14 protein-coding genes and 1 pseudogene are annotated in these 22761 nt (G+C 66.6%); 8 read left to right on the top strand and 7 right to left on the bottom strand.

The features are described 5' to 3' along the window. Positions 1–88: 88 nt before the first annotated feature. The 5 genes from ACIBTX_RS01420 (at position 89) to ACIBTX_RS01440 (ending at position 7852) form a co-directional block, all read left to right on the top strand. Complete coding sequence (locus ACIBTX_RS01420) at positions 89–1024, top strand: replication-relaxation family protein (RefSeq protein ID WP_396831865.1); 936 nt, start codon at positions 89–91, stop codon at positions 1022–1024. 375 nt (positions 1025–1399) lie between these two features. Further along, positions 1400–3343, top strand: coding sequence for an N-6 DNA methylase (locus ACIBTX_RS01425; RefSeq protein ID WP_396831867.1), 1944 nt, complete (start codon positions 1400–1402; stop codon positions 3341–3343). Beyond that, the gene (locus tag ACIBTX_RS01430) at positions 3340–4536 is read left to right on the top strand and encodes a restriction endonuclease subunit S (protein ID WP_396831869.1); all 1197 of its coding nucleotides are present in this window, start codon (positions 3340–3342) and stop codon (positions 4534–4536) included. The genes ACIBTX_RS01425 and ACIBTX_RS01430 overlap by 4 nt, the downstream gene beginning before the upstream one ends. Continuing rightward, entirely contained in the window at positions 4533–7646 is a 3114-nt protein-coding gene (locus ACIBTX_RS01435) for a type I restriction endonuclease subunit R (protein WP_396831870.1), read from the top strand. Before ACIBTX_RS01430 ends, ACIBTX_RS01435 begins: the two co-directional genes overlap by 4 nt. A 5-nt stretch (positions 7647–7651) precedes the next feature. Next, a complete protein-coding gene (locus ACIBTX_RS01440; protein ID WP_396831871.1) occupies positions 7652–7852 on the top strand; it encodes a helix-turn-helix transcriptional regulator in 201 nt (66 codons plus the stop codon). A 168-nt stretch (positions 7853–8020) separates the two neighbouring features. Here ACIBTX_RS01440 and ACIBTX_RS01445 read toward each other — a convergent pair. Further along, a pseudogene (locus tag ACIBTX_RS01445) lies at positions 8021–8212 on the bottom strand (ThiF family adenylyltransferase); the annotation flags it as partial. Then, positions 8145–8957, bottom strand: coding sequence for a ThiF family adenylyltransferase (locus ACIBTX_RS01450; RefSeq protein WP_396831872.1), 813 nt, complete (start codon positions 8955–8957; stop codon positions 8145–8147). The gene ACIBTX_RS01450 and the pseudogene ACIBTX_RS01445, both read right to left, overlap by 68 nt. Positions 8958–9357: 400 nt before the next feature. Between ACIBTX_RS01450 and ACIBTX_RS01455 the strand changes: the two genes are divergently transcribed. Further along, the gene (locus ACIBTX_RS01455) at positions 9358–10764 is read left to right on the top strand and encodes a hypothetical protein (RefSeq protein WP_396831873.1); all 1407 of its coding nucleotides are present in this window, start codon (positions 9358–9360) and stop codon (positions 10762–10764) included. 241 nt (positions 10765–11005) lie between these two features. Here ACIBTX_RS01455 and ACIBTX_RS01460 read toward each other — a convergent pair whose 3' ends face one another. Genes ACIBTX_RS01460 through ACIBTX_RS01470 form a run of 3 tightly spaced genes read right to left on the bottom strand, consistent with a single transcriptional unit; the run spans position 11006 to position 18062 of the window. Beyond that, entirely contained in the window at positions 11006–13693 is a 2688-nt protein-coding gene (locus tag ACIBTX_RS01460) for an RNaseH domain-containing protein (RefSeq protein WP_396831874.1), read from the bottom strand. Beyond that, complete coding sequence (locus ACIBTX_RS01465; RefSeq protein WP_396831876.1) at positions 13690–17025, bottom strand: hypothetical protein; 3336 nt, start codon at positions 17023–17025, stop codon at positions 13690–13692. Before ACIBTX_RS01465 ends, ACIBTX_RS01460 begins: the two co-directional genes overlap by 4 nt. Next, positions 17022–18062 (bottom strand): hypothetical protein, encoded by a 1041-nt coding sequence (locus tag ACIBTX_RS01470; RefSeq protein WP_396831877.1) that lies wholly within the window; start codon positions 18060–18062, stop codon positions 17022–17024. Before ACIBTX_RS01470 ends, ACIBTX_RS01465 begins: the two co-directional genes overlap by 4 nt. 441 nt (positions 18063–18503) lie before the next feature. Here ACIBTX_RS01470 and ACIBTX_RS01475 point away from each other — a divergent pair, with 441 nt between their 5' ends. Beyond that, positions 18504–18992 (top strand): GNAT family N-acetyltransferase, encoded by a 489-nt coding sequence (locus tag ACIBTX_RS01475; RefSeq protein WP_396831878.1) that lies wholly within the window; start codon positions 18504–18506, stop codon positions 18990–18992. Between the two features lie 169 nt (positions 18993–19161). Here ACIBTX_RS01475 and ACIBTX_RS01480 read toward each other — a convergent pair whose 3' ends face one another. Together ACIBTX_RS01480 and ACIBTX_RS01485 are read right to left on the bottom strand one after the other, a co-directional pair. Next, positions 19162–20094 (bottom strand): hypothetical protein, encoded by a 933-nt coding sequence (locus tag ACIBTX_RS01480; RefSeq protein ID WP_396831879.1) that lies wholly within the window; start codon positions 20092–20094, stop codon positions 19162–19164. A gap of 140 nt (positions 20095–20234) precedes the next feature. Beyond that, positions 20235–21929: a hypothetical protein gene (locus tag ACIBTX_RS01485; protein WP_396831880.1), complete on the bottom strand. Its 1695-nt coding sequence runs from the start codon at positions 21927–21929 to the stop codon at positions 20235–20237. A gap of 152 nt (positions 21930–22081) precedes the next feature. Between ACIBTX_RS01485 and ACIBTX_RS01490 the strand changes: the two genes are divergently transcribed. Next, positions 22082–22744 (top strand): hypothetical protein, encoded by a 663-nt coding sequence (locus ACIBTX_RS01490; protein ID WP_396831881.1) that lies wholly within the window; start codon positions 22082–22084, stop codon positions 22742–22744. The last annotated feature ends 17 nt before the right edge of the window (positions 22745–22761 follow it).

Genomic DNA, 22761 nt, shown 5'->3' on the forward strand with positions numbered 1-22761 from the left:
ACAGCCCAGGTCAGCCCCGCCGTCAGGAGTGTGGGAGCGCTCCAGACAGACCCTCCAGTCTCGGGTCTTTCCCCAAAGGCTTGTGCCCATGGGTAAACACCTACCCGCCGCGGACCCGCTGCTGCGCCTGCAGGCCAGCATCACCGCCCGCGACGACCGGCTCCTGGGCTGGCTCTACGACCACGGCGTGCTCACCACCGACCAGATCGCCGCCGCCCTGTTCCCATCCCTGGACTTCACCCAACGCCGCCTCCGCCGCCTCACCCTGCTGCGAGCGGTCGACCGGTTCCGACCCAACAAAGCAGACGGAGGCTCGCACCCCTACCACTATGTCCTGGACCAACTCGGCTACGACCACGTCCACGTCCAACGCGGACTCCCCCGAGGCCGCCGCGACCAGGCCCGCCGCCGCAAACACTCCCTCACCCGCCGGCCGGACCTGCCGCACCTGCTCGGCGGCAACCAGGTCTTCATCGACCTCGCCGCCCACGCCCGCACCCACCCCGACAGCGACCTGGTCCGCTGGCAGCCCGCATCCGCCTACCACGAACCCGGCACCCTCTACCGGAAAGGCGGCGATCCGCAGATCATCATCGCCGGAGCGACCGGCTTCCCCCGCCCAGACGGCGCCGGGATATGGACCGAGCGCGGACGGTCCGTGCCGTTCTTCCTCGAGTACGACACCAGCGGCGAGAACCTGCAGGTCCTCATCGACAAAATCATCAGATACGAGCGGCTCTACCTCCTGAGCACCTGGGCATGGCCGGTGCTGTTCCACCTCCCCTCAGCCCGCCGCGAGGCGAACCTGCACCACCGCCTCGCCGGCACCGACCCGAAGGCGGTCATCGCCACCACCACCGCCGAACTACGCACCGCCCGCGCCGCCAGCCCCGCCCACCAGATCTGGCAACTACCCGGCCGTACCGGCCGTCACCGCCTCATCGACCTGCCCTACACCGACACCCACCACGACGACCAATACCCAACCCGCCACCAGCCCACCCCCGACGAGCGGACCGCCTAATGAGGGGAAGCGGAACACACGGCGCGTGCGGCGGCCTGCAGGCCGCACAAGCCGCCGAACCCACCCCCATCGGCCAGCTCGCCGGGCTGGTAACCATCACCCCGAACCGGATTGGGCGCGCACCGAGGCGACCAGAGCGGACTACGTCTCGACCGGAAGCGTTGAGTCAGCCTGAGAGGCGGTGTCAGGATTGCTCCTGGTCCGTTTCCTCAGGCCGTCCAAGTTGGGGAATCCTTGCTCGGTCGTCGCCGGTCGGTGTGCCGTGAGCATCCGGGGTCGCCTCGGACATGAGGCAGGGTGTCACATCTCTGATACAGCGCTCCGTGTAAAGTCCTTGATGCAAAACACTACCGCGACGATGAGGAACGAGTGTGCATGGCCGAGTCGACAGCATCTAGGAAGACGACGGCGCGGATCGTCTGGGACACGGCCGACAAGTACCTGCGCAACATCGTCGATGAGGAGGACTACGGCGACTACATCCTGCCGTTCACGGTGCTCCGGCGTCTGGAATGCATGCTTACCGACAGCAAAGACGACGTCATCAAGTATGTCGACGCGTTCTCCGGCCTGCCCCAGCACCTCATCGACATAGCGGTCAAGGACCGGTTCGGTCTCGGCTTCTACAACGTCTCGCCTTTGGACCTGGCGACGATCGCGTCGGTGGACGATAACGTGGACAAGTCCCTCAAGAGCTACATCGACGGCTTCTCAAACAACATCGCTGACATCTGGGTCTCGTTCGACTTCAACCGGCGCGCGAAGGTACTCGCCGACGCCAACCGCCTCCACGCCGTCGTCAAGCACTTTTCCACGCTCGACCTCAGCCCCGGCAGTCTCAGCAACACGGGCATGGGCGACGTCTTCGAGGATGTCATGTACCGGGCCTTCAACAAGAAGGGCAAGGCTGCCGGCAACTTTTACACCCCCCGCGACGCCATCAAGCTGATGGTCGACATCCTGATCGCGAACGACGACGACACCCTTGCCGGGGAGAGCACGGCACGGTCGATCTATGACCCGACGGCTGGCTCTGGAGGCATGCTGCTCATCGCTCAGGAAGCGCTGCGGCGCATGAACGAAACGATCGACGTCACGCTCTACGGGCAGGAGCTCATGCCATCCGCGTACGCCCTCGGCAAGGCGGACCTGCTCATCCAGGGCGGCCGCCCGGACGCGATCAAGCAGGGCAACACCCTCGTTGAGGACCTCTACGCGGAGCAGACCTTCGACTACGTGCTCTCAAACCCTCCGTTCGGCACTGACTGGTCTGCGGACGAGAAGTCGGTGCGTGATCAGGCGAAGACACCCGGCTCCCGATTCAGCCGCGGCCTCCCAAGCACCGCTGACGGCCAGATGCTCTTCCTGGCTCACTGCGCCTCCAAACTCACCCCTGCGTCAAGGGATGGCCAAGGCGGTCGCGCAGCCGTCGTCTCCAATGCGTCTCCTTTATTCGCAGCCGACAAGGGTCCCAGCGCGATCCGGCAGTGGTTACTCGAAGAGGACCTCATCGACGCAATCGTCTCCCTGCCCGCCGACATGTTCTATGGAACCGGCATCGCGACCTACGTCTGGTTCTTGGATACGAATAAGGATCCTGATCGCCGTGGCAAGATCCAGCTGATCGATGGATCGGAACACTGGACTCTGCTGCGCAGGCCCATGGGCGAGAAGCGTCGGGAGATGCTCCAGCAGCACCGGGAGATCTTGGTCAAGGCGTACGAAGCATTCGAGAACGCCGATCCCGCCATCTCGCGCATCCTGACGCCCGAAGATTTCATGTTTCAGGACATCCCGGTCTTCAAGCAAGCGCGGTTGGCAGCACGGTTCAGCGACGAGGCGGTCGAGGCGCTCCGGGCCCGTCGTGAGTTCACCGATGCTCACGTTGAGGTACTTCGATCGCTTGACGGGACGGCTTGGAACGAGCTGCCTAAGAACTTCCCGCAGGCCGCGAAGGCGGCAGGTCTGAAGGCTCCGCTGGGCCTGGTCGACGCCGTCATGGACGCGATGGCCGTACCCGACGAGTCAGCACTCCCTGCAGTCGACCGCAAGGGGAGACCGGTCGTCGCCGATGGGTGGAAGATCACTGAACGCATCCCGATGACCGAAGATGTCACAGAGCACATGGAGCGCGAAGTGCTGCCGTTTGTCCCAGACGCCCGCTGGGACACGACCAAGGCCAAGCATGGCAACGAGATCGCGTTTAAGCGAGCCTTCTACTCGCCGAAGGAGCCACGTGCTCTCGCGGAGATCGATGCGGATATTTCCCAGCTCATGGGCGAACTCGCCGCCATGTTTGCAATGGTGCACGAATCATGACGCAGGCGGTGGGTTGGAAGTCAGTTCCCTTCTGGACCCTCTATCAACGCGACAAGAAGACGGGCTTCCCGACTGAGGAGCTTCTGTCGGTATATCGCGATTACGGAGTGATCAAGAAGTCAGAGCGCAATGACAACTGGAACCGCGCCGGCGAGGACATGTCGGCGTATCAGCTCGTCGAACCTGGCGATCTAGTGCTGAACAAGATGAAGACATGGCAGGGCTCGCTGGGTGTTTCTTCGCTCCGAGGAATCGTCTCCCCGGCGTACTTCGTCTACAAGCCACAGACGGATGATGATCCGCGTTTCCTCCATTACGCGTTGCGCTCAATTCACTGCATCGGCTTCTACGCCAGCATCTCGAAGGGAATTCGCCCCAATCAGTGGGATCTGCAACCCGAGATGCTCGATTCCATGCGTGTTTTCTTGCCTGACATCGACACGCAGCGCGAGATCGCAGCCAGCCTTGCGAAGGTCGACAGTATGATCGCGACGCTCGACAAACTCTCCGATGCTCTTCGTCAGCGAACTGCGGACACCGCTGCAGTATTCGGGTTGACCGACGACTACTCCAGCGTGGAGGGCGCGCGCTCTCCGCTGCAGGGAGTTCCGGAGCACTGGGGGCGCACGAAGTTCGGCTATGACTTTTTCGAAAGCACTGAGAGGAACGGCGACGACCCGATCGGCCCGTTGCTCTCGATCTCGGAGTACCGCGGCGTCGAGCTGAACACCCGCACCGACGGGCAGCAGGCTTCATTAGACGTGTCGAACTACCGAGTGGTTCGACCGGACCAACTGGCTGCCAACATGATGTGGCTCAACCATGGTGGGCTGGGGGTCTCGTCGCTGATGGGCTACATCAGCCCTGACTACAAGGCCTTCTGGATCTCGCCGCGCTTCTATCCCCGCTACGTCCATCACCTACTCCGCAGCCCTCGCTACGTCGATTACTTCGGAACGATCGGCACAGGGGTTCGCCCGAACGCTCAGCGGGTCACGAAGACGGCTCTCGATATGACTCCACTTCCGCTTCCCCCGCTTGAGGAACAAAAGCGGATCGCAGACCAACTCGACGATGTGACGGCGAGTATCGATCGCATGCTGGACAAGGTCTCTACGCTTCGCCGGCTCCTGATCGAACGGCGAGGAACGCTGATCACCAACATCCTGATCGACCGAGGGGTAAAAGCATGAGCCATGCCCAGCTGATGGAGCGAGAGTTCGAGGAGAACCTTTGCTCCGAGCTGACCGAGCGCGGCTGGCTGTACGAGGACGACGGGAAGCCGACGGGCTGGGACGTCGGCCTCGCGATGGTGCCAGCCGACGTGCTGCACTGGCTCAATACGCAGTACCCGGACGAGTACGAGAAGGCAGTCCCCGGCAACCTGGTCGGTGAGCAGAAGACCGACGCGGAGCGGAGGCTCCTCGAGCACATCACCAAGGAGCTCAGCAAGACCACGAGGATGGACCCGACGACCGGGCACCCGGTCGGCGGTCTGCTCGGCGTGCTGCGCAAGGGCTTCTCATACGCCCAGATCGGCCGTCCAGCCGCGAAGTTCGGCCCGATCATGGCATTCCCGCCGGCCAACCCAAACCTGATCGAGGTCGTCGAGGCGGCCGACTCGGTCCGGCTGCGGATCCTGCGTCAGGTGCGGTTCGACACGAAGACCAACGAGAGCATAGACGTCGTGCTCCTCGCCAACGGCCTGCCGGTCGCCACGCTCGAGGTCAAGACCGACAACACGCAGACCGTCAACCACGCGATCCGCCAGTACAAGGAGGACCGCAAGCCGGGGAGGGGCCGTCCGCTGCTCGCGCCGGGCCGGGCGCTTGTGCACTTCGCGGTCTCCAACGACATGGTCTACATGACGACGAAGCTGCAGGGCGGGGACACGGTGTTCTTGCCCTTCAACCAGGGTAATGATGGCCACGAGGGCAACCCACCGTCGGCCACCGGCTCGTCGACTAACTACCTGTGGCGCGAGATCCTCGCCCGCCCGACCTTCATGCGTATCCTCAAGGACTTCGCGCTCTTCGAGCCGGGGAAGCCGGGCAAGAAGGACGAAGGTCGCCTCGTTTTTCCCCGGTTCCACCAGCTGCGTGCGGTCGAGCGCGTGGTCGCCGATATTGAGGCGAACGGCACCGGCAAACGCTACCTGATCTGGCACTCGGCGGGCTCGGGAAAGACCAAGACGATCGCGTGGCTAAGCCACCGCCTGATCCGCCACATGAGCGCCGACTCGAAGTCGACGTTCGACTCGGTCATCGTTGTCACCGACCGGACGGCTCTCGACGAAAACATCCGCGATGACATGCACCTTGTGCAGTCGAGCAAGGGCCTCGTGGTCGCCGTTGGCGAGAAATCCGGCGCGAAGTCGCCGCAACTGAAGAAGGCACTGCTCGACGGCGACCACATCATCACCTGCACTCTGCAGACCTTCCCTGAGGTCATGAAGCTTATCGAAGACACCCAGGAACTGCGCGGCAGGCACTGGGCCGTAATCGCGGACGAGGCGCACTCCTCACAGTCGGGCTCCACCTCGCGCCAGCTCAAGGAGCTGCTCGCCGATGTCGAGCTGGACGCAGGGGAGGACGACATCGGCGCTGACGATCTCCTGATGGCCAAGGACTCGGCCATCGCGGCCTCCAGCAACATCACCTTCATCGCGCTTACTGCGACCCCGAAGGCGAAGACGCTGCGCCTGTTCGGCACTGAGCGTGACGGCCGCTGGGAGGCCTTCGATACGTACACGATGGCCCAGGCGATCGAGGAAGGCTTCATCCTCGACGTGCTGTCCAACTACTCAACGTACGACATGTTCCTCCGGGTGAAGAGCATTCTTGAGGGCGGGGAGTTGGAGAGCGAGGTCCAGGTCAACACCGGCGAGGCAGTCTCGAGCATCGTCCGTTACGCGAGGCTTCACCCGACCGCGATCGCGCAGAAGGTTCGGGTCGTCGTCGAGCACTTTCGACGCAACGTCATGCACATGCTCGGCGGCGAAGCGAGAGCAATGGTTATCACCAACTCGCGCATGGAAGCGCTGAGCTGGTCGCGGAAGATGGACGCCTACATCGCCGAGAAGGGCTATAGTCTGCACACCCTCACAGCGTTCTCCGGATCTCTCATTGACGAGAATGAAGAAGTCGTTACCGAGGTGTCGTTGAACGGCGTCGGCGACGTTGGTCGGGCATTCCGCGAGCATGGCGTCTACCGCGTCCTCATCGTCGCGAACAAGTTCCAGACCGGTTTCGACGAGCCGCGCCTCATGGCGATGTACGTGGACAAGAAGCTCTCCGGGGTCGCCACCGTGCAGACTCTCTCCAGGCTCAACCGGATCTGCCCCGGCAAGACTGCGCCGATGGTCGTCGACTTCCGCAACACTCCGGCGAGCGTCCAACAGGACTTCAAGCTCTACTACGCCGACGCGCATGTCGACGGCGACGTCGACCCCAATGCGCTGATCACGGTGGGGGAGCGCCTCGACACAGCCGGGCTCTACACCCACGAGGAGATGAACGCCGTCGCCGACGCTTTCCTCAATGACGCCGGCGGCGAGGCGATCGCTAAGTCCCTGTCGCCGATCAAGAACCGCTGGAGCGGCCAGTGGCGACAGGCGGTTCTGGCCAAGGACAAGGCGCAGAAGGAGCATCTGGAGTCCTTCCGCGCCGACGTGCTCGCCTACCGCAACGCCTGGCAGTTTCTCAGCCAGATCGTCGACTACCAGGACCCGGAGCTGCACCGTCGAGCGATCCTTGCGACCCTGCTAGTCCGCAACCTTCATATAGATAGTGATGACCGCGACGACAGCTTCCTCGACGGCGTGCAGCTCTCCGGCGTCAAGCTCGTGCCCTCCGCGATCGAGGAGGACCACTCGCTGAGCGAGGGGGACGGCGAAGGCATCCGGCTGCCGAACTTCGACGGCGAGCACAGGGGAGGCGCCGCGCCGAAGCGTGGCCCGCTGGGCGAGGCCATCGACAAGGTCAACGAGATGTTCAAGGCCAAGGGCGTCGACGTGAGCCCCAAAAGCGTCTCGGGCTTCATCACGACGTTTTGGGGCTTCCTCGACGCGAACGAGGAGGCGGTGGCGATGGCAAAGAACAATACCGTCGCGCAGCTCAAGGCGTCTGACGGATTCAGCGGTGCCGTCGGACTCGCCGTGCTGAAGACGGTCAACGAGGCCAATGAGATCCAGTCCTACATGACGGACCCAGCGTTCATCGGGCAGATCACGGACATCGCCGCGGATGCGCTCCACGCCCAGCACCGCTCCGACCCTGACGCGGGCTCTAAGGCCGAGGTGTAAGGGGTATGAACGAGGCGAGCTTCGGCAACATCATTCGGGAGGCCCGCAAGAGGCAGGGATGGTCTCAGGGAGAGCTCGGCGAAAAGTCCGGGGTGTCGCGCCCGACAATCGCGCGCGTCGAGGCGAACAACGACGTCACGACCGCGACCATCGCCAAGATCGCGCGGGCCCTCGGCCTCAAGCTCGAGCTCAGGCAAGAAGGCTGAGCATGAAGGTCGTCGCGAGCACGTTTGAGCGCGGCCGTCGTCGGAGCTCGCGGTAGGGCCGCTCCAACGGCTGCGAAGGAATGGGTTACTGCGCTCACGGCGGCCGTTGCACCACATGCAGCCGCCCCTCGGAACGATTAACCGGTTGACAGCGTGGATCTCGCCGGCGGCGCCGTCGTCGTCGTTCACGGGGATCTTGACGCCGATCTGAGTCGTGGGGATCAGGTACCGGTTAGCGGCGGCGTTGACCCAGTACCTGGCGGAGTGGCTGTCCGCGGCGAGGAAGATCCAGTCACAGAAGTTCAACGACTGTCGCGCCGTGCTGGTCTCGACCCGTTCCGCCATCACCGTCAGGCCGATATCTGGGTTCGCCCGACGGGCGTTCCGGACCGCGGGAAGGGCCTTCGACCGGCCGACATAGTCGCCGTTCGGCGGCGAGCAGCCGGGGCAGGTTCGTCTCGTCGACGATGTCGTCGTCGATCAGGACAGGGCCGCCGACGCCGAGGCGGGCCAGGAATTCGACGAGGATACTGCCGACCGCGCCGAGGCCGACCACGGCAACCCGCAGGCGGCTGAGGGACTCTTGGCCGAGCTGACCGAAGCGCCTCGCCTGCCGATCGTGCAGGAGCTCGGCCGTGCCGGCGCGGGCGGGGCGAGGCCGCAGGCGAATGAGGTTGCCGCTCGGGATGACGACCTCCGCGAGGTCGACGCGGGACCCGTCGGACAACCACAGGTCACCGGCGGCGGCCTGGGCAGTAAGGACCAGTCCACGGCCGGTGAGCAGACCGATGACGGCGTCGGCCAACGGCATCGCGGTGCCGTTGACGACCGTGGTGACACTGTCGGCAGCAAAGGCGGTGCAGAACACGGGCAGGTCACGTCTGGGAAGCGGGACGCTGCGCTCGTACCGAGCGAACCACACGCCGTGGACACCGTCTGCGGCATACCGTTGCTGACCGTGTTCGAACCGGTCCCGGGTCTGCGCGCTCCACTGGACTTCGAAGGCGAGCCTGCTGGTCCCTCTGCTGGCCAAAACGTCGGCGACCCAACCGTCTTCACGCGCCTCCGGTTCGGCGTCCCATCCGGCTGTTCGAGCGGCCCGCATGATGATGTTCTTGGCGTACGTGCTGACCGGTCTCTGTTGAACCACAACTCGGCCAGAACCCGAAGCCCCGGCCGGGAGCGCACCGCGTGTGCCACGGCTTCGTAGACATCCCGACACCGGTGTCCACCAAGTTGACGGGCACATCGGTCACCATGAACCCTCGGGGAGCCGCGCAGCGCCCACCGCCCTCCCAGCTCAGCCTTGCGGCTTCGGTCGGTGTCAGCGGCTGCGGTTACCACGACGTCGAGTTCGCGCATCGGCTCAATCTTGACGGAAACTGCCCATACCCGCGTCGAGTGACGCATCTACCGCAGCAGCCGCAAGGCGAACGTGATCCGCATCGTCGCAACCGTATGGTGCCTACCAAGACGGCGCACACTCGCGAAGGGCGGTTGACCCGTTGTCGACGTTGATCCAGCTGACGGCCGAGCAAGTCGAGCTCGTCCGCTACGGTGTCCTGTCCGATGCCACTTTTCAGCCGATGCCGATGGCGGCGGTCAAGTCGTTCGAGTTGGCACGAGAAGGAACACGGCGCGCTCGCCGTGCACCGGTCCGGAAAGCGGCTGAGCCTCGCCGGCGCATTGACTCCCTAGACCGCGAGGTCGCCGCCGAATACTGGAAGCACCAAACGATCGAGCTGGCCCTGCTGATCGGCAACGTCGACCTGCCCGGCTCGCAGGGCTCCGGATGGGCGGTGGTGGCGCTGGCCCGGGCGCACGCGCTCGGCAGGCTCGGCAGCGGGACGACCGGCGTACGCAATCTGGAGATCCGGAATTGGACCGTGCTGGCCACACCAATCCCGGTGGACGCCATCATCAGCGGGCTGCCGGTCAACGAGGCCCACTGGTGGCGGCGGAATCTGCACGCGTCGGCGAGGCCCATCCCGCCCAGCACCGACGAGGCGACTCTTCGCCAGCTGCGGCAACGGATCACCGGCTTCGACGAGATAGTCCGGTCCGTGCTGCTCCCACCCGCACCGGCCGGTGGCGCCGCGGTCGCAGGGCGGCCCGCCCTGCAGGAAGCCCGGGACGCCAACATGACCGCGGCTCGCCTGTTCTCCCCGGACTGGCGTGACCTCGAGCCGGTCCCGCTATCCGACGAGCCGTCAGCCGAGGTGGCGGCTTTCGTCGCAGAGCTGAGGCCGGACGAGAACGACCTGATCCAGGACGACATTATTCCCTTCGAGGGCTGGGAGCAGCATCGGTCGCAGGGCGGCTGGGTGGAGTTTCAGTCCGAGGGGCGCCGGCTGCTGGTGAAAAACATCAACTTCAAGCTGGCTGAAACGCAGACCGGCGCGGACCTGGTCTACTGGCGCAGCGAGCCGGACGCCTTCGTTATCGTGCAGTACAAGGTGCTGGACCGTGACAGTAAAGGACTGATCCACCGGATCAATGGCAACGATCGCCTGCTCGGCCAACTCGAGGCGATGCTGGCCTGCACCCGGCCGGACGGCGTCCCTCCCGCGAAGGTCGCTGACTTCCGGCTGGCCGGTACCAGCGCGTTCGTGAAGTTCGCCCATCCGATGACCAAGCTGCATACCAACCACCAGCTGATTGACGGGCATTATCTTCCCGCAGAGCTGGTCCAGCTGATGTATGCGGATCCGGATCTGGGGCGCGACGGTGGCAAGATGCTCCGCTTCCCACCAGAGCGCAGCATCGACCCTGAGACGTTCTCCCGGCTGGTCCGCGACTGCTGGATCGGCACCTCGGGCAAGGCCAGCGCTGCCCTCCACCGGTTTCTACCGGGCCTGCGTGCGATGCCTCCCGCGCACTTGGTCATCGCCTACGATGAACGTCGCCGCTGACGATGCTCATGCCTCGGGTTCGCGCAGCAGGCCGGCATGTCGGCCGACCGCTCGTCGTAGTCGCCGCGGGCTCGCAGGCTGCCCCGCGAGTCACTCTCGAGGCATAGCCCAGTACGCAGCCGTCCGGACGGCCCGAGTAGCTCAGCCTCAGCCGGAATCTGGCGGTGCACCAACTCGGGAGCCGCCCCCGGTGCCGAATAGAGAAGCCGCAGCTCCGGCAATCCACCGATCGATGGGCGCCTCACAGGTACTCGTCCGCTAGCGAGCAGAGGTGCAGAACGCCCGGATATTTGGTGGCCTGGTCGGTGTGGGCATGTGCTCTACGCAGCAGTGACACCAGAGTGGCGAGGGCTGCCGGATCGTCGTCGGGCTGTTGGTGGGCGACGCAGATCTCCAGGGGCACTGGGTTCGACGCCTGCACGGAGAAGTTGGTGTGGATGTCGGGGTCGAGCTTGGTGCGGCCGTGCGGGGTTTGCATCTGGTCGGACTTGGGGTTGACGGAGTAGTAGACGCGATCGCTGGCGCGGAACAGCCCGCTGACCCTGGGGTGGTGCTTGTCGAGGTCGTGGGCGAAGCCGCGGGGGACTTCCATGGTGCTGGAACGGTCTCGGACGCGGACGATGCGCAGGCCCGGTGTCTTGTCCGGTCCGATGCTTTCGGGGAGGTCGGCGTCGTCTTCGATGCCGACGCCGGGCAGGATGACCTGGTCGGGACGAAGGTGCTTGTCCTGCATCCAGTCCCAGCCCCAGTTCCGGAATCCGGCAGCTCTGACCATGACGATGCGGTCGTGGGTTGCTGAGTCGGCGGCGCCGCCGATGCCCAAGACGTTGACGAGGAAGCCGGCGAGGATCTGCTTCTGTTGTCGGCTGGGGCCGATCCGTCCTTTGCCGTCGGCGAGGAGGGCGGGTAGGTCGGCGTAGGGGACCGTGTGAGAGGGGCTGCCGTCTGCGCCGGTGAGGTAGGCGGTTGCGGTGCCGTCTGGTTGTTGGCGGATGACGATCGGGATGCAGGTGGGACCGTCGTGGTGTAGCCAGATCCCGACCTGCTCGATGTCGGGCAGTCCGACGGGCATCTGGTAGGAACCGAAACGGCCGAGCTGGCGAAGACAGTCGTTGATGGCGGACGCCACCCGCAGGATGGTGCCGGCCCCGAACCGGGTGCCGGGGTAGGGCTCGGGCTTCTTCCGTTTGGCGTTCTCGGGCCAGGTCTTCGGCTCGGTGAACAGCTGGGCTGGTCGCAGGCACTGCAGGCGCCGGTTGGTGCGGGCGAAGGCCTTCTTCAGGCCGGGTTTCGGGTCGATGAGCCTGGCTCGTTGGAAGAAGGCAGCGTCCTGCAGTTCGACGATGGCCCCCAGGCGGTCGGTGCTCCCGCCGAGGACCTCCCTTGCAAGCCGGTTGGTGTGCAGCTGGAGCATGGCGTCGTCGGTCTTCTTCTTGTCCGGGTCGGGTTGGACGCCGACGCCGACCTCGGCACCGTTGCGCAGGCGGACGGTGATGTTGAGGTCGCCGTGAAAGCGGACCACGCTGTTGTCGGCCGGGTCAGACTCGCGTGCGAGGCCGAAGTGGTGCTCCAGGGTCGCAAGTACGGCCTCGCGAGTGATGTCGCTCTGCGTCCACAGTTCGATGGTGTACATGGTGTTCGGGTCGAACGCGGCTTTGATCTTGCGGGTGGCGCGTGAGCCGACACGCTCGAGGTCGGGCAGCGGCCGGATCCCGAGGGTGGCGAGGAGGTCGCGCAGCCTGTCGTGGACGTCGACGTGGTCTCCTGGCACCAGGCCGGTGTTGGCGGCGTGAACAAGTGTCTTGGCTCGTCTGGTTTCCTTGCCGTCGGCGTCCACGCTGGGTGCGGCGTCGGCGTCCGCCGTTTGACTCTTGGTGCCTTCGCTGTACAGGACGTAGGCGCGGATGGCCCGTTCGTCGAGCAGGTCGGCGGCTGCGGCCGGGTCGGCGAGGGTCTTGTGCGGGTCGGGGAACGAGAGCTGGGTGAGCTTCGCTAGAGCGCGGGCCAGGCCGGGGCTCCACTGCCACTGCCAGCCGCCGCCGGGGAGCCGCATCTGGCGTGCCGGCGCGGACAGCAGGGTGTGGGGTTCGTCGTCGCGGCCGAGGAAGCCTTGGGGGCCGTGCAGCCAGATGGTGGCCGAGGTGGGGCCTTTGCCTCGGGACGGCACATAGGCCACGGGCATGAGGGGGAAGCGGCTGATGCTGACGTCGGCGTGGATGCGCGGTACGGGGAAGTTGGGTGCCGTCTCCACGTGAAAGTCGATCTTGGCGGTGACGAGTCCGGGGCCGGCGCGGTCGTCGTCGGTTCGCTGGGGCGGCCAGAGGACGGCGCTGCGCCGGCCGTCGCTTCTGGGTGGCCCGAGGATGAAGTCGCGCCGGGCCTTGCCGAGCAGGTCGAGTTTCTGGTCGAAGACCTCTTTGGCGAGGAACGAGGGAAGCATCTGGTAGACGTGCGGGGCCACCGCGGCGGTGCCGTTGGCGCGGACGGCGTATTCGAGGAGATTGAAGCAGCGGCGGTCGAAGACGAGGTCGGCCGGCTTGAGCATCTGGTACCAGTCGACCTGGTCGGTGATCTCGGTGGTGGCCCAGCTGGCGATCGCGTCGGTGACCACGTACGTGTCGATGCCGGGGAACGCGACGATGAAGTCGTCCGACCTCAGGTCCCAGTTGACGTACATGATCGCCGGGTCGATGCCGCAGAGGAGCTCTTTGAGGCTGTTGGTGGGCAGCGAGTGCCCAGGACGGCCGAACGGCCTCGCGCGCCATTGCTTGTCGAGTTCCGTGAACCAGGTGGCGGGCATCGCCGCGACGTCGCACTCCACGTCCCAGCGGGCGCCTGGCTCGATGTCGAACGCGAGCAGGCGCAGGTGGTCGCCGGTGGTTTTGCGGGGCGGCTTGGCCGTGTTCTCGCTGGTCTCGGTGTCGGTCACCGGGGGGTCCTCCTCGATCCCAGGGGCTCGTTGGTGCGGACCAGGTGGCCCATCAGGCCCCACACGGCGGTGTTGACGGCGTGCTCTCGCAGGCGGTGCTGGCTTGCGCCGTCGGCGGGCGTGGCCAGCAGTTGTCCAAGGTACTGGTCGGTGGCCACGACGATGCTGGTACGCGCCGTGTCCGCGGTTTTCTCCTCGGGGTCGGCGAGTCGTTCAGCGAAGGCCGCGTCGCACAGCAGCACGGTGGTCGGCTGGTTGCCCCGGATGCTGCGTCCGATGGTCTGGCTCATGGGGACGAGGTTGTTGGCGACGAAGACGCGCCGGTCCTGCGGGTCGAGGGCGCGGAACTGGATGGGGCGGCCGATGGCGTCGAACCAGACCTTGCGGGCGGTGGAGCGGAGCTGCTTCACGAGGCTGCCAACTTCACCAGGCTCTGCGGCCGGCGGCCGTTGGAGGTGGTCCATGGCCAGTTGGCTCACCAGTGACAGGGGGAAGGCCAGGTCGAAGGGCGGCGGGTGGGAGCGGGTCAGGTAGATGACGGCACCGAGGGCGGCGGTGTCGTTGGCGTTGAGGATGTTGTAGCCGCGCTGGATCGACATTTCGGCGGCGACGAGGATGTCTTCCTCGCCGGTGCCGAAGCGCCCGACGAGACGGCGTTGGATGCCGCCGACGCCGGGGTCGGCGGCATCGGGTACGACGATCCGCGCGCTGAGCTGGGGCACCCGGGCGTTGATGTGGTCGCCGACGGTGCGTGCCTCGTCGCCGGACAGGACCACGAACAGAATCTTGCGCCGGTCTTCGGGAAGCTTCGCCCTCAGCTCGTCGACGACGCTGCGCGGCCGGCCGTCGACGGGCTGGCACAGCGCGGTGACCAGCAGCCGCAGGGCATCGTGGCGCTGGCTGCCGGTCTTTCCCGACACAAAGATCGGGTCGGCGGCGTTCCGCTGGGCTTTGACTGCCATGTGGGATTGGCGCAGGGCGGTCTCGTCCTCGGGGGGTGGGCGCAGCACGGCCGTGGGCTCGATGGGGATGTGGTAGAACGACGAGCCGGGCGCCCAGCTGGTGGCAGAGGTGAGCACCACGTGGGGGCCCTGAACGCCCTCGCAGGCGAGGAGGTCGTGCGCGTGGTGCAGCAGCCACCGGCCGACACCGTGGACCCACAGCAGTTGCAGCGACGCTCCGCCGTTGCGGCTGTCGGCCCACCGCAGGGCGAGGATATTCCCCATCGGGGCCTCGGGGACGATCGGCCGGTAGTCGCGTGGCGGCTGGTCGGCCCAGAAGGTTTCTTCGTCGGGCAGTTGCAGGTGTTCCCGCACCGATGGGTACATCGTCGTCATCGCGAAGAAGGTCGTGGTGATGCGGCCGGCGCAGATCGCCGCCTCGACGACCAGGCGCAGCAGGCCGCGACGCTGGTTGAACCATTCGCGGCGCACGTGCCCTGCGTCGATGTTCGGTTCCAGCCACCGGTCGAGCCAGTCGTCGATGGCCAGTGCCACCGCAGCGTCCGTCCGTGGCTGGCGGGTCACCTGGGCGACGACCTCGTCGAGGCTGTGCGGCTGCTCGCTCAGCGGGCTCTCCGCGAATTCCTGCAGCTCGTGGCGGTAGAAGTCGTCGGCGAGGTCCTCGACGCGCTTGTCCCCCTCGCCGCGCGAGGGCAACCCGAACAGGGTGCGGGCGACGCGGCGCAACAGCGAGTGCGCCGTGAACGGCGCGTCGCCGAGCAACTCCTTCAGCCGCTGTCCGGGCGGCGACAGGGCCAGCCGGTTCAGGACGAAGACCGCGTTCTGGTGGATCTGCAGCTGCGTGTGCCAGCGGTCGACCTCGTCGTCGGCGGCCGGCGCCATGCTCTGGTTGTCCAGGGCGGCGTTGGTGTGCTGGACCATCCGGTGCGTCCAGCCCTTGCCCGCGGCCACCAAGGGCTCGGTCTGCACGAACCGGGAGTCCAGCACCTGTTGGACCGCGTCCGCCTCGTCGATGACGAGTAGGTCGGTGTGCGGCTGGAAGGCCTCGAACCAGCGCATGGACGCGTCAGCCGGTTCAGCGCGGCTGGCGATGAGGCACTGCGCGGTGGTGACCCAGACCTGCGCGTTGGCGATCTCGCGGTGGGCCTTCTGCGCCGGGCAGATCGACAGCAGCGGGCAGTCGTAGGTGGCCGGCTCGTCTGCCTCGGCGTCGCGGAGCTTGCCGTGGCACGGGAACTCGTTCGGCTCCAGCGGCTTCCAGTCGGGGTTGGCCGAGCGCCGGAAGGGTTCCAGCAGGCAGGAGGCGTTGGCGTAGGCGGCAGCCGGGTCGGCGGGGTTGTCGTCGTCGGGCACGAGGACGGGAGATTCCTCGATCGCGGAGCGCCAGTACCGTGCGGCGTGCTCGGCTCGGTTGCTGCGTCCGATCAGGGGCACGGCGTCGATGCCGATCGACCGGAGGAACGACACCTTGGCGTAGACGTCACCGACCGAGCCCAGGACCATCCCGACCCGGTTGCCGTGCTTCAGCACGCGGTTGACCGTCAACACGTCGGTGAGGGTGGTCTTGCCGGAGTTCATGAGCCCGACGATGTGGGAGACGCCGTCGAGGACGAACGTTTCGGGTCTGTCTACCAGGCCGGGGCCGTTGCGGTCGACGGAGCTGAAGCGCATGTTCTCCGTCAGGCGCTTGTGCCAGTTCCGGTTCGTGATGTGGGGCTTGCCGACGAGCCTGCGGTCGATCTCCTTCGCCGTCTCCAGCAATTCCTTCTCGAACGACACCGTCCAGGGTTCCCGGGAGCGGCGAGGCACGAGGGGAAGCCGCGTGACGGGCGGGGCCGGCGGCAGCATCGACGGCAGGTGCACCACCTCAACGCTGTCTCCGACGCGGAACTCGTACCGCCGCCCGGCCGGCGCCGGCGGGCGGGGCGGGGTCAGCCTGTACTGCAGCGGGTCAGCCAGCGCCGCGTCGTACGTCGCCACGCGGTCCTGGCACAACGCCGAGCCCGCGACGGTGAACACCGTGTTGTCGTTGACCTGCCCGTCCGCGGCATCCGTGCGGGCGAAGCGCCGCCATTCCTGCGGCACCCGCAGGTAGTGGTTGAGCAGCCTGCGCCAGTAGCCGCGCCGGGCCACGTCACCCATACGGTGCCGCACCCGCCGGCACGCCGCCACGAGCTCGGGCGGCAGGTCGACGTACCCGGATAGCAGCGGCTGCAGCGCCCCCACCGGCTCGCCCGGGAAGTGCTTCGTCAGGAAGTGCAGCCCCAGCTCGACCCGGCAGAACGCGTCCCGAGCCATCACCGCCTCCGGGAACTGCTCCCGGCGCATCTGCTTCATCAAGCTGTCGCGCCACGACGAGGTCTCTCTCACTCGGCCAACTCCTTCACCCGCTCCTTGACCCGAGCCACCAGCTGGTTCTCGTCGATGACGCGCACGCCCGCGACCCGCCCGTCGAGTTCGACCTCCAAGTCACTGATGTAGCCCGGCTGCACCGCCCGGTGAGCGGGAAGCGCCAGGTACCGCCGGTCGCACACCGGTGCCTGCGGCCAGGTGAAGCCCCGGCCCAACAGCCGCGCGCTGACCTGGTCCTTCGCGTCCACGCCCCAGGTCTCGACAACCTCCGGCACGCCACTCGGGCCTGGACGCAAAAACTCGATCAACACGTCCAGCGCGTCGACTCCCGGGTACGGCGTGACCCTGACCGTCTGCGCCAGCGAGTCGACCGACAGCGCATCGATGATCCGCGCCTCCACCAGGCCCGGATCATGGATGTACTTGCGCGTCGCCCGGTGCTGCTCGTACACCACCGCCATCGGCACGGCCGTCCACGTCTCCGGTGACCCCTCGGGGCAACCCGCGGTCCCGCAGCGCGCCGAGGGATCGGCCAGCACGTTGCGGCACGAAGGGCACAGGAGGTACTCCTGCGGCTCCCGGGCGGGCCTCGAGTGGTAGGCGAGGCTGATCAGCCGGTGGACGTGCGTCTGTCCGCTGTTGTCCGTCGCTGGGAAACGCCGCTCAAGGCCGCGGACCTCCCGGTCGGCGACGACCGCGTGGTCGATGAGGTAGCGCCGCAGCACCGCGTACGCCTCCCCGATCTCCTCGTCCGAGGAACCGTTCGCGGCCGCGGCTTCCCGCAGCGCAAGGTGCACCTGGTTCTCGGTCCACTCGGCCTCCACGTCGTGCGGCGCGAGCCGAGAACCCTGCACCGCGAACTCGGTCAGGTCGCCGTCGGCCAACAGACTGTTCTGAAGGTCAGTGATCGATAGGTCGAGCTGCACAGGCCACGTCGCCAGCGGTTGCGCACAGAGCTCCAACAGGGCGAGGTCGCTGTCGAGCGGCTGCAGACTCTGGTCGGCGAAACGCCACCACAGACGCGAGAAGCCCACCCGCCACGGAGCCGGCAACAACCCCGCCTCCTTCGCCGACCCGCCCGCCGCCTGTCTCCTCCGCTGAACGATGCCGGCCAGTCCAGCGGACAACATCATCACCGTCAGGTAGTCGTCATCCGGGGTCCGAACCCGTCCGAGATGCCCGCCAACGATTGGCGCCTGAGCATGAACGTCCATTGGAGCCGTTCCTCACCGCTAAAGTCCGACCCGGTTCTCCCCGAGCGACGGGCGGCTCCAGTAGACACCCCGCCCCTGACACTTTCGTGGCCCACGCGCTTGGGCCGCGAGCACGCTTTCCGGCGGGCAGGGTGGGACCTGATCGCAGATGATCATCTACTGATCGCCGGATGGCTCGTCTTCGTAGTCGTCGTGGATCGGCTGGATAGGGTGACTGAGTCGAGCAGACCACGCCACGCTGTCGGCGCTGACGAGGGGCGGCGCTGTACGTACCCTGGTCTGATGCTGCTCCGCACGTCCCAGCCCGGTGACTACCAACAGATAGCGGACATCCTTTACGGCATGGGCCACGACCAGGAAGGCTGGGACTACCAGTATGCCGCCGAGGGAGGCCCTGAACCGTCCCTGCCGAGCTGGGTGGCGGTAGACGGGGACGAGGTTCTTGGCTTGGTCGAGGGCCGCTTCGACTCGACGTACGACGAGCGCATCGAGCAGCCGGACCACCCCTTGCCGCACGCGTGGATCTACCTGATTGGCGTCCGCCCCGACGCGAAGCGGAAAGGCATAGGCACAGCTTTGCTGCGCTGCTTCGCCGAGCAGGCAGCCATGGCAGGATGTTCCTTCGTCGCCCTGTCGCCTGACCAGAGCGATGACGATGTTGCGAAGCGAGTGGCCTTCTTCCGGTCCTGTGGCCTCACGCCGTTAATGAATGGTGACCCTGAGGACGTTCACGGCGCGCCGCTTGCCGAGTTGCTAAGCCACCTGAAATAGCTAAGCGGCCAAAATTTGAGCGGAAGCTGGGCGCGAATCAGGTATCGCTCTGTCGGTGCTCAGATGTTCGGCACCCCAGCGGTCACCGGTCGCGACAATCGCGACCGACCGGACCCCTGGACCTGACCTCAAGGCCTTGATCCGAGCAGATTCAGTTGGGGCAACGCCTTCAGGACCACCAACGGCTCCTGACCTTGATCTCGCGTACGGGTATCTCGGAGGGGTGTAGGGGGCGTTCGACCACGGGGCGGATCGTGTGGGGTGTGATGCGGTCGCGTTCGTGTTCCTCAGCGAACCGGGCCGCCTGTTCGTGTTCGCCGAGGTTGTCCAGGGCCTTGAGGAGGTCGGTTACCAGGATGTCGAGGCGGTGGGTTTCGGCTTCGGCGGCGAGGAACCGTTCGTGGTGGGTGACTGCCCGATGGCCGCACCACTGGCGTAGTAGTTCGTGACGGGGCCGGTCGTGGCGGCGATACCAGTCGTACTCCCATGCCGGTGTCGTCGACCGGCTGTCGCGGCCAACGCGGTGCTCATCGCCGAACTTGCATTTGCGGCGGGACTGGGCTTCCTGCTCCATGACGAGAGCGAGGACCGGGGTCGGATGGGCACGGCACGCGGCCTCGACCAGTTGGAGGGTGCCGGCCGGTGACAGGATGGTCCGGCCGTCGTGGTCGAACCATTCAGCCGAGGCGAGGATGTCCTCGACCGGGCCGCCGATGATCTTGCTCAGCTGGGCTCTGTCTCGGATGTCGGTGGCGCATGACACCGGGGACCAGAGCAGTTCGGCTACGTCATCGTTGATCAAGAGGCCGGAGATCTCCTCGACGCAAGCTTCCTCTGTACGGTCGAGGGTCAGGTCGTCGACGCGTTGCCAGTTGGCCATCAGCGCGTCGAAGGTCCCGACGTCGCTCCACGGCACCCGCAGCCGCGATCCGGGGACCTTCTCCACGCGTTCGTCGGGGTCGTCGAGGAATCTGATCTCGAGGCGGGCGCTGGTCTTCTTCGGCTCGACGGCCAGGATGCGGACGCGTTCGGACGGTCCGTGGTCCGACTGCCGGTACGCCCATTCGTCGCCGACGGTGAAGCGGGAGGGGTCGGTTCTCATCCAGCCGTCCTTCGGGTAAGCGTCGCTTGTTGCGTGGTACCGGGTCGTGCTGGCGGTTCGCGCCGCGATGGCGGCAGGTCCCGGCGCAGGCTCGTGCGCATCCGGCCGGGGTGTGGTGACGGTTGAGGTGTGAATGCACTTCAGTCGCCGCGGTCGAGCAGCCCGTGGTGCCAGGATCCGGCCTGTCGGCGGATGCCGGCGTGGGCCTGCCGGTCGTGATCAGGGCGGTGCTCCTTGCGTGGTCCGTGGGGGCTCCAGTCACCGAGGAACGGGCGCAGGTCGTCGGGTCCGGGTTCGGGGTTGTAGTTGATATCAGCCAGCACGCGGGGATTGCGGATGGGGTCGATCCGGTCGGCGGCGGCCCTGCCCCACGCGACCCAGCTGGCGAGGTACCCGCCGGCGCCGGTCCGCCCCTCGGCCGCCTGTTCGAGGGCGGTGCAGAACGCGCGGATGTCCGCTGCGGTGGTCCACGCCTGGTAGGCGTTGCGGAAGGTTTCCGCGCGGATGTTGTCGGCGGCCCGGTCGTGGGCGTCGGCCATTGCGGCGTGCCATTGCGCGAGGGTGGCCTCCTCCTGCCGTCTGCGTTCGGCCGCGGCTTCCTCCTGCCGCCGCCGGTGTTCGGCCTCGGCCTTCTCCCGCGCGGCTTCGGCTGCCCGCCGTTGCTGTTCGTCGGCTGTGACGCCGGCCTCGAACCCTTGGATGATCTGCGCGACGCGCTGTTCCAGACGTACGCGTGGGGTGTCGGTCCAGGTGTCCCGGTTGTCGTGTCCGGCCCGGGCGATCTCCAAGCGGAGCCTGCCGGAGTCGACGACGTCGAACTCCGGGGGTTTCATCCACGGCCGCAGGCGCAGCACCTTCAGTTCCTCGGCGGTGGGTTCGTGCGGGACGTGGTCGCGTTCCTCGGTCAGGGTGACCGTGCGTCGCACCTGCCCTGCCTGGAGGAACATCCGCGGGTGTTTCGCCTTGGTGTTGACCCCGAGCCGGTGCCCACGCCGGGCTGCCTCACCGGCGAGCTGCCGGATCAGCAGCAACGCCCGGGGCAGTAGGTCCGGGCTGACGGCGAGGTTGGTCGGATCGGCTTCGAGGGCGCTGAACGCCAGATGCGGGTCGGTGGTGACACGTCGGGTGTTGAGCCGGATCCGGTTCCAGTCGGTCTCGTCCGGACCGGCATCGGTGTAGAGGCGGATGACGATGTCGCCGGCGTCGCGGCCAGTGTGGCGCAGATGGTGACCCGATGGCACAAGTCCCTGCTGCTTGAACGTGTGAATGATCCGGCGGTACCGGGCTCGCGTTTCACTGTCGGGACTCTCGATACGGACCATGCCGCCCTCGTGCTGTAGGCGGTCGAGCAGTTCACGAGCCGATCGCAGCAGGTCCGCCGACGAAGCGCCGCCGGCGACGCTCCCGGGTGCTGGCGTCTCTGGCCGCGGGAGGGAAGCACGGCGGTCGGGGTGATCGGGATGGTGGCCATGCTCAAGGTAGAAGCGACCGGCATCGGTCGAGGACGCCCTCCACACCCCTGCCTTGCGTGTCACCGTCACCAAGTTCCGGTCCTGGAGCGCACGCGCCGACCGGCGAAACTCGACGCCGTCCGGGCCGCTGAGGTCATCGCCGTCGTGGATCCGGCGAAGCAGGTCGAGCTGCCGCTCATTGAGCGAATCCCATCGCTGCACCACCCGACAGTAAGGGGCACGGCGTACTCGATGGAGCTGGACACGGCCGTATATGGCAGCCCGGACCGAAGAACGAACAGAACTGTCGGCTCCGCCTGAAACTGACCCGTGGTGGTCAAGTCCGACCGGTACTCCCGAGCAAGGGGCGGCTCCAGTAGACACCCCACCCCTGACACTCTCGGGGCCCACACGCCCGCGGCTTCCCGTTCGGCCGCCCTCGACGCACCGGGGAACCTCAGGCCGTTTGACGGCTGGCTCCATGTCGGACCCTGCTGGTTCACTTGGCCGTGAGTGACTGACGAAAGAGGCGGGGAGTGACCGATCAGCCGGACGAACCCTCGCGGCAGCACCCGAGCCTGCTGCGGGTAGCCGCGTGGATCCCTGACGTCGACGAGAACCTGGAGCGGTGGGAGGAACTCGAGCAGATTGCGGTGCAGTGGATCGAGGAGCAGGCTGCCGCCGACGGGGTTACCCCGGTGGTGTTCTACAACGCGGCGAAGGCGCACGGGGGCCCTGGCCCGGTCCACCGGCTGGCGAGCCGCTACCAGTTCAGCTACCCGCTCGACCGAGACCGGCCACGTGGTGCTTTGGTGGCCTACCACCCCGACGCCCGGTCCCTGCGACGAGCGGCTGACCTGGCGCGCGGATCGGCGCTGGTGGTCCTGGAGAGCGCGATGACCCCCCTGGCCGGATGGGCTGCCGGAACCCGGGCAGAGGATTTGTCCGGGGTGTATCCGCAGGTGCCGGTGCTGGACCCCGAGGCGCAGAAGGCTCTCGACCGGGCCGTGCTCTTCGGCGGGCACAACAACTGGACCGGAAGTCACGAGCGTGAGCACGCCCGCAAGGTATTGGACGCCGTGCTGCGCGGCGGGCTGATCGACGTCGACACCGCTGTGGGGTATGCCCTGGCCCACGCCGGGGTCTCGGAGATGGGCGCGAAGAACCTCCGCAGCAGCCTGGAACGCAAGAGGCGGTAGTTCCACCCCGGGAGACA

The organism is Micromonospora sp. NPDC049359 (genome assembly GCF_044466585.1).
Taxonomy (GTDB): domain Bacteria; phylum Actinomycetota; class Actinomycetes; order Mycobacteriales; family Micromonosporaceae; genus Micromonospora.